General features: G+C 70.9%; 12 protein-coding genes and 1 pseudogene. 7 read left to right on the plus strand and 6 right to left on the minus strand.

Annotation, left to right across the window (positions count from 1 at the left end; genetic code table 11):
* Window positions 1-34 precede the first annotated feature (34 nt).
* The gene (locus OUQ99_RS17395) at window positions 35-904 is read right to left on the minus strand and encodes an alpha/beta hydrolase (protein ID WP_267944814.1); all 870 of its coding nucleotides are present in this window, start codon (window positions 902-904) and stop codon (window positions 35-37) included.
* A complete protein-coding gene (locus OUQ99_RS17400; protein ID WP_267944815.1) occupies window positions 901-2,127 on the minus strand; it encodes a metal-dependent hydrolase family protein in 1,227 nt (408 codons plus the stop codon). Before OUQ99_RS17400 ends, OUQ99_RS17395 begins: the two co-directional genes overlap by 4 nt.
* 100 nt (window positions 2,128-2,227) lie before the next feature.
* On the opposite strand from OUQ99_RS17400, the gene OUQ99_RS17405 reads away from it, so the two are divergent.
* Window positions 2,228-2,815: a TetR/AcrR family transcriptional regulator gene (locus tag OUQ99_RS17405; RefSeq protein ID WP_267944816.1), complete on the plus strand. Its 588-nt coding sequence runs from the start codon at window positions 2,228-2,230 to the stop codon at window positions 2,813-2,815.
* A 234-nt stretch (window positions 2,816-3,049) separates the two neighbouring features.
* A pseudogene (locus tag OUQ99_RS31605) lies at window positions 3,050-4,016 on the plus strand (IS630 family transposase).
* A 17-nt stretch (window positions 4,017-4,033) separates the two neighbouring features.
* On the opposite strand, the gene OUQ99_RS17420 reads toward OUQ99_RS31605, so the two are convergent.
* The gene (locus tag OUQ99_RS17420; RefSeq protein ID WP_267944819.1) at window positions 4,034-4,696 is read right to left on the minus strand and encodes a TetR/AcrR family transcriptional regulator; all 663 of its coding nucleotides are present in this window, start codon (window positions 4,694-4,696) and stop codon (window positions 4,034-4,036) included.
* A 113-nt stretch (window positions 4,697-4,809) separates the two neighbouring features.
* Here OUQ99_RS17420 and OUQ99_RS17425 point away from each other — a divergent pair, with 113 nt between their 5' ends.
* Window positions 4,810-5,508, plus strand: a complete 699-nt coding sequence (locus tag OUQ99_RS17425) for a hypothetical protein (RefSeq protein ID WP_267944820.1) — start codon at window positions 4,810-4,812, stop codon at window positions 5,506-5,508.
* A gap of 124 nt (window positions 5,509-5,632) precedes the next feature.
* Window positions 5,633-7,210: an alpha/beta hydrolase gene (locus tag OUQ99_RS17430; protein WP_267944821.1), complete on the plus strand. Its 1,578-nt coding sequence runs from the start codon at window positions 5,633-5,635 to the stop codon at window positions 7,208-7,210.
* A gap of 48 nt (window positions 7,211-7,258) precedes the next feature.
* Here OUQ99_RS17430 and OUQ99_RS17435 read toward each other — a convergent pair whose 3' ends face one another.
* Window positions 7,259-7,504, minus strand: coding sequence for a hypothetical protein (locus OUQ99_RS17435; protein ID WP_267944822.1), 246 nt, complete (start codon window positions 7,502-7,504; stop codon window positions 7,259-7,261).
* 110 nt (window positions 7,505-7,614) lie between these two features.
* Between OUQ99_RS17435 and OUQ99_RS17440 the strand changes: the two genes are divergently transcribed.
* Window positions 7,615-8,211, plus strand: a complete 597-nt coding sequence (locus OUQ99_RS17440) for a TetR/AcrR family transcriptional regulator (protein WP_267944823.1) — start codon at window positions 7,615-7,617, stop codon at window positions 8,209-8,211.
* Window positions 8,212-8,630: 419 nt separating this feature from the next.
* Here OUQ99_RS17440 and OUQ99_RS17445 read toward each other — a convergent pair whose 3' ends face one another.
* Complete coding sequence (locus tag OUQ99_RS17445) at window positions 8,631-9,353, minus strand: anti-sigma factor (RefSeq protein WP_267944824.1); 723 nt, start codon at window positions 9,351-9,353, stop codon at window positions 8,631-8,633.
* Window positions 9,350-9,970 (minus strand): ECF RNA polymerase sigma factor SigK, encoded by a 621-nt coding sequence (gene sigK, locus OUQ99_RS17450; RefSeq protein ID WP_267944825.1) that lies wholly within the window; start codon window positions 9,968-9,970, stop codon window positions 9,350-9,352. Before sigK ends, OUQ99_RS17445 begins: the two co-directional genes overlap by 4 nt.
* 151 nt (window positions 9,971-10,121) lie before the next feature.
* Between sigK and OUQ99_RS17455 the strand changes: the two genes are divergently transcribed.
* Window positions 10,122-11,687, plus strand: a complete 1,566-nt coding sequence (locus OUQ99_RS17455; RefSeq protein WP_267944826.1) for a molybdopterin-dependent oxidoreductase — start codon at window positions 10,122-10,124, stop codon at window positions 11,685-11,687.
* A gap of 74 nt (window positions 11,688-11,761) precedes the next feature.
* Window positions 11,762-12,067, plus strand: a complete 306-nt coding sequence (locus OUQ99_RS17460; RefSeq protein ID WP_267944827.1) for a hypothetical protein — start codon at window positions 11,762-11,764, stop codon at window positions 12,065-12,067.
* The last annotated feature ends 183 nt before the right edge of the window (window positions 12,068-12,250 follow it).

The following is a 12,250-nucleotide window of genomic DNA, read 5'->3' on the forward strand; positions in this document are numbered from 1 at the left end:
GATGGGCTGTCGGGGCGCTCACGGCCGCGGCCGGTCAGCGCCTGTGGCATGCCTTCAGGTAGCTGAGGAAGGATGCCTGCAGCCCGGTGACGTGCGTCTCCCGCAACAACGCGTGCGAAACCTGCTCCGACCGCCCCTGGGTGTGCAGCTGTTCCACCGTCGCAAGGACGTTACGGGCCATTCCGCGATAGAACGGAATGTCTCCCAGCAGTTCGGCTTCGTTCAGCGTGATGTGCAGCTGTGGAGCGGCTGCGTCCTCGCCGAGTTCCGGCAGGGCTTCGACGAGGGTGAAGATCTGGCTGTCCGTACTGGCCACACCGGGGCTGCCCGCACCGATGCTCGCGAAGAGACCTGTCTCGCGCAGCCATGCGTAGAGGGCGAAAAGACCTCCGTAGGAGTAGCCGAAGAGGCCGTGCCCGGACTCGCTGACACGCAGCCTCGACCGGAGGTGGGGGTGGAGTTCGCCGGTCAGGAAGTCGAGGAAGACGTCGGCGTGGGCCTCCTTCAGCTCCGCGAGGTAGGCGTCGACCTGCTCCTGGGTCATCGCACCCGTGTCGCGAGCTTTCGTGAGGGTGGCCAGCATGTCGTCACCGATGGGTTCCCCCGGCGGTACGAGGTCGCGGTTGCGAATCTGCGCCCAGGCCGCCGCCTCCTCACCGGTGTACCCGATGCTGACCTGGATGTAGGGGGCGATCGTCAGATACGGGTCCGCCTGGGTGACGATGAGGGGCGCGGTGAGCCCGACCGTCCAGTTGCCGTCCAACACGTAGATCAGCGGCAGGGGCTCCGTGGAGTCCGTATAACCGGGGGGCGTGGTCACCCAGACGCCGTAGCGGTGCCCCGACCGCGCGGTGATCTCCAGGTACTCCGTGTCCGGCAGGCAGCCGTGCAGTATCTCGCTCATCGGGTTTGTCCCTTCATGATGTGACCGCCCTTGAAGACGAGGGCGGCCATGTCCGGATCGGCGAACACGTTCGGGTCGTGGAGCGGGTCTTGTCGCCAGGCGACCATGTCGGCCCGCATCCCGACGCGGACCATTCCGACGGTCCCGCCCAGCCCGAGGATGTCGGCGTTGACGCTGGTGGCCGACACCAGCGCCCGCATGGGTGATTCCAGCTCGGCTCGCAGGCGCAGCTCCTGGCCCCGGCGCTGCTGGTTCGGCCCGATGAGGTCCGAGCCCAGGCCGATCCTCAGGCCCGCCGCGCGAGAGGTCTCCAGCGCTGTCGCCATGCGTTGGCGGACTCCGGCGACGCGGTCCCGCGTCGCGGGGTCCAGGCCCATGCTCTCGGCGTCCATGAGCTGCTCGACCACGGCGAAGGTGGGGACCAGGGCCACGTCGTGCTCCCGCATCAACCGGGCCGTCGGTTCGTCGATGTCGGTGCCGTGCTCCACACAGCGCACGCCGGCCCGCACTGCGTTGCGAATGCCCGCGTTGTTGTGCGCGTGCACCGTGACGTAGGTACCGCGCGCTTGTGCCTCTTGCACCGCCACGGCGATCTCTTCGTGCGTGAACTGTGTGTCGTCGAGGCGGTCGTGTCCCCCGACGACGCCGCCCGTGACGCACAGCTTCAGGAAACTCGCGCCGCGACGGAACGACTCGCGCACATTGCGCCGCAGCTCGTCGGCATTGCCCGACATCAGCGACAGGGCGCAGAGCCCGGGGATGTGGTGGGCCTCCCACAGCCCGGTCGGCTCCCATGCGGCCCCGTAGTAGCCGTGTCCCCCGGTCTGGCACTGCACAGGACCGCACGAGAGGACCCGCGGACCCCGCACCTTTCCCTTCGCGATGACCCCGACGACCCCGCCGTCGATGCCGCCGGTGTCGCGCACCGTGGTGAAGCCCGCGTCCAGGTCGTGGCCCGCGGCGGCGAAGATGTCGGCGGCGAGCTCGGCCGCCGAGAGCTGGAACCCGAACTGCGCTCCGACCGGGCTCGAGAGACCCAGGTGGACGTGTGCGTCGATCAGTCCCGGGGTCAGGACCATGCCGCCGAGGTCGACGACCGCCGCGCCCGACGGCGCCCTCCCGATCGCGGTGATCATGCCGTCCTCCACGCACACGTCGACCGCGGTCGGGTCGGCGCCCGATCCGTCCGCGACGGTACCGCCGACCAGCCATGTACCGGTCATGGAACCTCCTCCCCCGGGTTGCGGCCCACTGTACTCAACAGTGGTGAATTCACTGTGCGGTAACGTACTCAACAGTGGTGAAACTGTCAACGGAGGCAACGTGAGATCGCCGGTCGGGGAAGGGAAGAAGCGTCTCCTGGAGGCGCTGTTCGACGAGTTCGGCGAGAACGGCCCCAGCCCGAACCTGTCGATGCGCCAAGTGGCGGAGCGGCTCGGTGTGCACCACACGCTGCTGACGTATCACTTCGGGTCGCGGCCGGGTCTGCTGCGTGCCGTGCTGTTGGAGGCGCGCCGCCGCGACAACCTCGTCATCGCCGAGACCGGCAACGAACTCGGGTTCGCGGCCCTGTGCAGAGCCGTCTGGAGCTTCTACTCGGACCCCGCGCACGAAGACCGCGTCCATGCCTTCTTCCACCTGGTCGGGCTGGCGGTCTATGAACGCGACGCGTTCCAGGAGCTCGTCGTCGACATCGACGGCCTGGCGCAGCTTCTCGAAACGGCAGCTCTTCGCGACGGCGCCACGGCAGCCGACGCCAGGCAGCAGAGCATCATCGCGACCGCATCCCTGCGAGGACTCCTGCTGCAGAAACTACTGACCCCGACCGCCGAGGTCGACGCCGCGGCCGAGCGCTTCATCACCTCGTTGGCGGCGTTCGAGGGGGGAGGTCGCACCTCGTCGACCCCGTGACCCTCGGGCCGACCGGTCGACAGGCTGCACCGACGCCGAACCCGGCGCCCGGGGCGGTCCGCGTGTGTCCGGAGCGGATTCGGGGCGGCCTCGCAGGTGCGGCGGTCCTGCGCGTACAGCACCCGGGCCCTCATCGCCCGCCGCCTGGTGCTGTGACCGGGAAGGCTCACCGGGTTGGTGACACCTGACAGGGTTGAACCCAACACTGGGCCCCCACCCCTTGGCAGGCACCCGGTGGCCGAACCCGTCCGAGCCCGCAGACTCACCCCGCCCGAGGGACAAAAACTCCAGCGCATCGTCCGCCGGGGCAGCACCAACAGCGTCCGCTACCGGCGGGCGATGAAGATCCTGGCCCCTTCCAGCGGCAACACCGTCCCCGTGATCGCCCGCCTGGTCCAAGCCCACGAGGACGAAGAACTCGCCGTCCAGACGGCCACCACCCGCCCGGCCAACCCTTCACCCGCTGGTCGATCCGCAAACTCGCCGCCCACCTGAACGCGAGGCGCACACCCCGTCCGCATCGGCCGCGAGGCCCTGCGCACCCTGCCGGCCCGGCACGGCGTCACCTTCCAGCGCACCCGTACCTGGAAGGACCCACCCGACCCCGAACTGGACGCAAAACTCGACCGCATCGAGCACGTCACCACCCACTTCCCCGACCGGGTCTTCGCCTTCGACGAGTTCGGACCGCTCGGCACCCGCCCCATGGCGCACCCACGGCATCACCTACTTCCACGGCTGCTACTCGGTGGGCTCCGACACTGTGCGGGGCACCAACCACCGGCGCAGGGACGGAGCGAACACACTCACGGCCCTGAAAACGATCCACACCGCCCGCCCGGACGGCGCCCCCGTCTACGCGATCATGGACAACCTGTCCGCGAAGAGCCCCAAGATCCGCGCCTGGGCGGCCAGGAACAAGGGCGAGCTGTGCTTCACCCCGACCTACGCCTGGTGGGCCAACCCGATCGAGGCCCACTGCGGACCATTGCGCCAGTTCACCATCGCCAACTCCCACCACCCCGGCCACACGGTCCCAACCCGGGTACTGCACGCCTACCTGCGGTGGCGCAACGCCAACGCCCGCCACCCGCACGTGCTCGCGGCCCAACGCCGAGAACGCGCCCGGGTGCGCAGCGAGAAAGGCATCCGCTGGGGAGGACGGCCGGTCGACCTCACGGCCTGCACCTCGACCCGGTGAACCTTCCGGTCACAGCACTAGATGTGGCTCCGTGACCCCTCGGCGGCCTCAGGAGCTCTGGACGTTCCCTCGACGGCTCCCCCGGAAGGCGGATAGGCGTCGCGCAGACGCTGCACGGTCGCCGTCACGGCGGCACGGACGTCCGTCTCGCACAACGGGGCGGAGAACAGCGCCGAACTGAACGAGAAGCCCTCGATCAGGGCGAACAGCAGGAGCGCCTCACGGTGCAGCGCCTCCTCCTCGACATCACGGTCGACCAGCGCCTCGCGCAGCAGCGAGCGGACCACCTCCGCACCCGCGAGGGACGTCGCGGCGATGTCGGCCGCGAACTCCGGGTCCGTGCGCGCCATGACACGGTATTCGACGAGGGCGATGTTCTCCCGGCGCTCCTGCTCGCTGGTCGGCGCGGCGAAGGTGATCACATCCCCGATCCGTGCCACCGGGTCGTCGGACAGCGTCGCGTCTCGGCGCGCGACGCGCTGTATGAGGACGCCCAGCGTGAAGCGCATGACCTCGCGAACGGTGTCGCCGAAGTAGTGCCGGATGCTCCCGATGGCCAGGCCGGTGCGTGCGGCGATCCGAGCGAGGGTCACCGAGCGGATCCCATGCGCGACGATCTCGTCGATCACGGCCTCGGCGACCTGCTCCCGGCGGGCATCCGGGTCGACTCTCTTGGGCATGACGCCATCCTAGCCATTTTTTGGCATGCTTGTGCTACTTTATTTGGCATGGACATGCTAAATAGATTTCGTGGCGGTGCCCCGTCCTGTGACGCCCCCGGGCAGGACGAGGCATGAACGACTGGCACCAGCCCTGGACCGGTGCGGCGCGGAAGGATCCTCACGGCTTCGAGGGGCTCGAAGGCCTCGACGGCGATGCGGAAGCGTGGTCGACGCCCGCTCCCGAGCCTGGCTCGCCGTTGCCGCCGTTCCGCCCCTCCCCCTCGCTGCAGCGCACACGATTCGCGATCGACCTTCCCGATGCGTCGACGGCGGCGGTCGATGTCGATCACATGGCGGGCCGGGCCTCGCTCTACCGGGACGGCCGGCACGTGCAGACCTCCGACATGCCGGTCCGGTTCCCGCTCGGATCGGACGGCATCGAGGTCGCCGCGAGCAGGTACGGCATGCAGCGGATCCACCTGATCAGCGCGGACGGCAGCCGGCGACGTCTCGATCCCGCACCGGGGACACCCGAGCACTGGCGCGCCCGACTCTCCCGCCGTCATCCCGAGGTCGGGCGCGCCCTCGCTGCCTGCGCCGTCCTCGTGCTGACGGTCAATCTGATCCTTCTCGCCCCGCAGCTGCTCGGGGCAGCCACCCACCTGCCGATCTGGGCCGATCGCTTCACCCCGTTCGTCTCGCCCATCGACCTGCCGGCATGGGCGAACACGATTCTCACCGTCACCACCGGCCTCGCGGGGACCGAACGAGCACTCACCTTCCGCCATCACCGGCTCCTGGACGCCGAGGCCGAGGGGCTCGGGGGCTGACCTCCCCGCTCTGTCCGGTCACGTCGCCGCCCTGTCGGGCATCTCAGCACCCCTGACCCAAGAACGATCCGTCCACCGTCGCCGCGCCCTCGTACACGGTCGCGGCTCGGCACAGGAGAAACGCATGCGATCACATCCTCGGCTCCCCCATCGATCACGACACCTCGAGACCGCACTCGCCGCGGCCGCCACGGCTGTGCTCCTCCTGCTCGCCGGATGCACGCCCGCTCCTCCTCCACCGGGTTCCGGCACGGATGCCGATCTCGGCGCCTACCTCGGGCAAGAGCCCGACTGGGCCGGGTGCGAGGACACCGCGACAAGCGCGGCGGACGCCGAGCTGTTCGCGAACCCGGCGCTCGAGTGCGCCTCGGTCGAGGTGCCGCTCGACTACGACGAGCCGGAGGGCGAGAGGGCGCACATCGCGCTCATGCGCCTCCCCGCCACGGGCGAGACCGAGGGCTCGCTGCTGATCGACCCGGGCGGCCCCGGAGGCTCCGGCACCAACTTCGTGGCATCGACCCTGCCCCTGTGGCAGGCGGGCCCCGTCGCCGAGCGCTTCGACATCGTCGGCTTCGACCCGCGCGGGATCGGATCGTCGACCCCCGCTCTCGACTGCTACACCGACGAGGAGTACGACGCGGGCGACGTGCCGCGGTTCGGCGCGGTGTACGACATCACGAGCGCCGAACAGTCGGTCGAGCTCGCAGAGCGCTGCACCGACGGCTCCGGCGGCGTCGCGAACCTCGTCAACGCCGGGTCGACCAACGTCGTCCGCGACATGGACGTCATGCGGGAGGTGCTCGGCGACGAGAAGCTCACCTACCTCGGCTACAGCTACGGCTCCGAGCTCGGCGCCATGTACGCCGCGACCTACCCGGAGAAGGTCCGCGCGATCGTGCTCGACGGCGCCGTCGCGCCCGACCTGACGGCGAGCGGGTTCCGGGTCTCCTCGTTCGCCGGCCTGCAGGCACGGTTCGACGACCTCGCCGCACTCTGCGCCGAATCGCCCGACTGCGTCCTGGGTCCCGACCCCGCGACTGCGAACGATCGTCTGCACGAGATCGTCCAGCCGCTTGTCGAGACACCGGCGGCGACCGCCGACAGCCGGGAGGTGAGCGTCTGGGACGCCTACCTCGGGATCAGCGGTGGACTGTACTCCGAAGCGAAGTGGCCCGAGGTCATCTCCGCCCTGACCGCGCTCGAGGCGGGGAACGCCGACGGGATGCTCGCCCTGCGCGACGCGTTCTACGCCCGCACGGCGGACGGCGCCTACGGCACGGACTTCGACACGAACATCGCCGTGCGCTGCATGGACTCACCCCGTCTGACGCCGGAGGAACAGACTGCGCTCGCACGCGAGATCGGAGAGGTCGCGCCGATGTTCGACCTCGACGTGTTCACGGCGGGGAGCTACCACAGCGAGTGCGAGGCGTGGCCCGCGCCACCCACGCGTGACGAGCCCTGGCTCGCCGGTGTCGAAGGACTCCCGGAGACGCTCGTCGTGTCGGTCACCGGCGATCCGGTCACGCCGCACGAGGGCGGCATCGCGATGGCGCAGGCCCTCGGCGGAAGCCTGCTCACGGTGGACGGCAAGCAGCACGGCGCCTACCTCCTCGGCGGCAGCGAGTGCGTCGACGACGTGGTCGACGCGTATCTCCTCGACCTCGAATCCCCGCCCGCCGACGCCCGCTGCAGCCTGTGAACGGTCGCCGCCGGCGCAGCCGCCCCGGCCTGCGCCGGTGAACGGTGGTCAATCGTGTTGGACGGCGAAGCACGTGGCGAGCACGAACACGAACCCCAGCGAGCCGAGCAGGAACGGTGAGCCGTCCGGGAGTGCGACGCGCTCGCCGACCCACGCGAGGGGTCCCCAACCGACTCCCCAGAGGAGTTCGGTGACTCCCGTCCCGTACCCCTGGACGATCAGCAGGATGCCGGCGACCAGGGTGAGTCCGTAGATCCGGGCCTCTCCGAACATGAGGCGGAGTGCTGCTGACATGCCGAGCTCCTCTCTTGACAATGCAGTCGCATTGCAATGCACCTGCATTGTAACCTTGACGCGTGAGGCGTGGTCCAATGCGGTGCGTTGGACGGGAGACGGAGGAAGCGATGCCCAGACAGGTGGACCACCGGCAGAGGCGCGCCCAGATCGCGGAAGCGGTCTGCGCGCTCGTCTCCGCACGGGGCTTGGAGGGCGTCAGCCTGCGCGACGTGGCGGCCGAGGCAGGGATCTCGATGGGCCGCGTGCAGCACTACTTCCGCACGAAGGACGAGATGCTGCTGTTCGCGCTGGAATACGTGGGCGCCCGCGACGTCGCCGGAACCCGCGAGCGTTTGGCGCCGGCGACGTCGCCGTCTCCGCGGGATGTCGTCCGCACGGTTCTGTGCGGCCTGCTCGACGGAGACCCCCGCCAGGTGGAGGCGCAGCGGGTCGGGGTCGCCTTCCTGGCGCGGGCGCTGGTCGAGCCGCAGCTGGCCGCGTTCCTGCTCCAGGGCTACGCGGGGATCCAGGCCCTCCTGGAGCAGGCGCTGAGCGAGGGGGTCGACGCGGGAGCGGTCGCGGCCGGCACCGATCCCGAGACGGCGGCACTTGAGGCCTTCGCTCTGGTGGAGGGGTTGAGGGCGCAGACGCTTCTCGGCCATGTGGCCAGGGAGAGGGCACTGGCGGTCCTCGAAGCCCACCTGGACCGGCTCTTCGTCGGCTGACCGTCCGCGACGTCCCGGGAGGGCGAGGGTTCGGCCGCGACGACGGCGTTCTCAGCCCGGGGAGACGGAGCTCCGTCGTCGCGGGTAGGGGCCCGCGAGCCCTGTCCCTGATGGTCGCCGGTATGGACGGCGGAGGACCGTTGTCCTCAACCAAGGATTCCGGCAGGGCCGTGGTGCACGGTCTTGTGACCGGGGAGACGGACACCTGCACCGGGCTCTTCACCAATCCGGCCGACCCGGCCGTCCGGGATCCGCTCGCCTCCCACGGGCTCGCGCACGCTACGCCTGCGTCCCCGCCCGCGACCACTGCGGGGTCCACCTCGTCGGAGGCCTCCGCCGGGTGGGCCGACCAGTCGCAGACGTCATAGGACGGCGGATCCGGCCTCCGGGGTCATGGACCCGGCCGGACGGCCGTACCCTCACAGGTCGATGGAGAGCTCCTCACCGCTCGGCTCCGCCATGTCGCCCTCGGGCTCCAGGGAGATCCACAACTGGTCGGGGAACCCCATGTCACCGGCCACACCCGCGTACCGGCCCTCGCCCGAGGACTCCATGACCCCCGCGGGGCGGACACCGTCACCGTCCACCCACCACATGCGGTAGGCCATACCCTCCGGCGCGGCGGAGAGCCCTTCGACCACCAGGACCGCGGCGTCGCGGTCGTAGGAGGCGAAGACCGTGGCCCGGGCCTCGCCCAGCGACGCCGCGACCATGTTGGTGTCGGCCGCTGCCAGCAGCGTCTCCACCTCCGAGGTCCGGGCCTCCTGCTCGGCGAGCCGCTCGCTGACGGACGCCAGGGTCCCCGCCAGCACCATGGAGAACAGCGCGAGGGACGCGGCCAGCCCCCACGGCAGCCACCGCCCTACGCTCCGGGAACGGAGGGTCCGTTCCGCCGGACGGGACCGCGTCGGCGGCTTCTGACGTGTCACCCGGGCCTCGGCCAGGATCGACTCCCACACCTCCTCCCTCGGCTGCACCGTCTCCGCGCGCGCCAGGCGCACCGCTGTCTCACGGAATTCCGCGAGATCGCGCCGGCAGTCCTCGCACTCGGCGAGGTGCCGCTCCGCCGCCCGGACCTCCGCGGGCTCCAGGGCATCGACGGCGTAGCCCGCCGTCAGACCGTGTTCCCCCCGCCGTCTCACACCGTCACCCCCAGGCAGTCCCTCAGTTTGATCAACCCGTCGCGCAGCCGTCCCTTGACCGTGGTCAGCGGTACCCGCAGGAGGTCGGCCACCTGCCGCTGCGTGTACCCCGTGTAGTAGGTGAGGCGCACGGCCTCGCGCTGCGGCTCGGTCAGCTTCCGCAGACAGCGGCGCACCTTCTCCCGCTCCAGCCGGTGCTCCACCTGCTCGGGCACCGTGTCGTGCGGCGTGGCCGGCGGTTCCAGTCGGCCGACCGCGGTCAACCGGTCCGACGCCGCCTGCTCGGAGCGGACCCGGTCCACCGCCCGGCGGTGGGCGATGGTCAGCACCCATGCGCCCACGCTGCCCAGGGACGGGTCGTGGCGGGCACTGGTCCGCCAGACCTCCAGGAACACCTCCTGGCACACCTCCTCCGCCTGGGCCGTATCCACCAGCACACGTCTGGCCACGCCGAACACCGCCCCCGAGAGTTCCCGGTAGAGCGACTCGAACGCCGACAGGTCGCCGAGTGCGACCTCGTGCAGCAGAGCAGACAGGGCGTGCCTCCCGCCGGAGCACTCCTCGTCGTCGCGCCCTCCGTCCGACACCGTGTGGGCCCCCGATCCGGGAACGCGCATCCTCGCCCGCCTCACCTCGCCACCGACCTTCCCACCTCGTCACTCCGGGATTCGGTCCCGGGCGGCCCGAGGAGACCGCCGCTCCGCATTCGTCACCTCTTCGTTACCGAATGCGGAGTCGCCCTCGCCGGTCCGGCACCGAACCAAGGGCATGACCGACACACCACGACGCATCCCCACGGGCTCGGCCTCCCTGGCCGGACTCGTGTCCGCAGCGGTCGCCCTGGCCGCGGCCGAAGTCGTCGGAGCGGTTCTGTCACGCCCGACCGCCACGCCGGTCCAGGCCGTCGGCGCCGGTGTCATCGACCTGGTCCCCCTCCCCCTCAAGCAGTTCGCCGTCGACCTCTTCGGCACTGCGGACAAGGTGGCGCTGCTCACCGGCATCGGGGTCCTCCTCGCCTGCGCGGCGGCCCTGATCGGCGCGGCGGCGTCCCGGCGCCCCGTCCTCGGGGCGGCGGGCGCCGCACTGTTCGCCGGCGCCGGTCTGACCGCCGCACTCAGCCGTCCCGACGCCGTTCCGCTCGACGCCCTGCCCACCGCCGCGGGAACGGTCGTCTTCGCGGGCGTCCTCACCTGGTCGATCCGCACACTACGGGGCGGCCGAACCGCTCCGGGCGCCGCGGGCGGTCCCGACCGGCGTCGCTTCGTCCTCCTCGCCGGAGCGGCCACGGCCGCCGCGGCCGGAGTCGGCGCCGGCGCCCGCCTGCTGTCCGCCGGGATCTCCGGCGGCGGCCTCACCCCGGCCACCGTCCGTCTGCCGGCGCCCGCCGACAGGGCCGCGCCCCTGCCCGAGGGGGTGGACCTGGAAATCGACGGCCTCGCCCCGTACTTCACCCCCGGCAGCGACTTCTACCGCATCGACACCGCGCTCTCGGTCCCCCGCATCGACGCCTCCACCTGGTCCCTGCGGATCCACGGCCTCGGCGTGCGCTGGGAGCTCGTCCTCGCCTACGACGACCTCCTCCGCCACGCCGACCTGTGCGAAAGGGACATCACGCTCACCTGCGTGTCCAACCCGGTGGGCGGCGGCTATCTGGGCAACGCGCGCTGGCTCGGCGTCCCGCTCGCCTCCCTGCTCGCCGAGGCCGGGGTGCGCTCGCCCGACGAGGGCGGGCCCGCCGACCAACTGGTGTCCAGGTCCGAGGACGGCATGACCATCGGCACCCCGGTCGCCGACGTCACGGACGGGCGCGACGCCCTCCTGGCCGTGGGCATGAACGGACGCCCCCTGTCACACGAGCACGGCTTTCCCGTCCGCATGGTCGTCCCCGGCCTCTACGGCTACGTTTCGGCCTGCAAGTGGATCGTCGACGTCGAACTCACCACCTTCGCGTCCTTCGACGCCTACTGGGTCCCGCGGGGGTGGGCCGAGCGCGGCCCGATCAGGACCCAGTCGCGCGTGGACACCCCGCGCGACGGGGCGAGCCCGGAGCGGGGCCGGATCGCGGTCGCGGGAGTGGCCTGGGCACAGGGCACCGGCGTCGACCGGGTCGAGGTCAGCGTCGACGACGGGTCCTGGACCGAGGCCGAACTCGCCCCGGAGGGGAGCACCGACACCTGGCGCCAATGGGTCCTGGAGTGGGAAGCCGAACCCGGAGAGCACACGATCACCGTCCGCGCCACCGACCGGGCCGGGCGAGTACAGACCCCCGACCGGGCGGCCCCGGCGCCCGCCGGCGCCACCGGACACCACCGCATCACCGTGACGGTGGTCTGAGCCGCCCGTGAGGAACACCCGGCTCGGACCGCGAGCCGGGCGGGAAACGCACATGACGAGAAGGAGAAGACACCATGCCCACGACTTTTCACCGGAGCCGCACACTGCTGGCCGCCGGCGCGATCGCCGTCACCGCCGTCCTCGGTCTGGCCGCCTGCGAGAACACGGCAGGGGGAGAGGGGGACTCGGTGGACTCCGAGGAGATGACCGACGGTCCCGCGGACGAGGACATGTCGGAGGAGATGACCGATGACATGTCCGAGGAGATGACGGAGGAGTCCGGGGAGGACGACATGTCGGAGGACCCCATGGGCGACGACATGTCAGAGGATCCCATGGACGAGGGAATGGACGAGGAGCCCATGGACGACGAGGGCTGACACACGGAGGCCGCCCCCAGGAGGGGCGGCCTCCGCCTCCGCGGCCGGGCGGCGACGGGCGTTGTCGTGACGGGCGCGTGGACCCGGCCCCTGTGGAAGAACTCCGCGAGGACCTCGACGCGCTGTGCGCCGAGGTCCTCACCTCCGTCTCCCTCACGGAATCCCGTGCCTGGGGCTGCTGCT

Origin of the sequence: Streptomonospora nanhaiensis (assembly GCF_026642255.1) — a bacterium.
In the GTDB taxonomy this organism is placed as follows: Bacteria; Actinomycetota; Actinomycetes; order Streptosporangiales; family Streptosporangiaceae; genus Nocardiopsis; species Nocardiopsis tropica.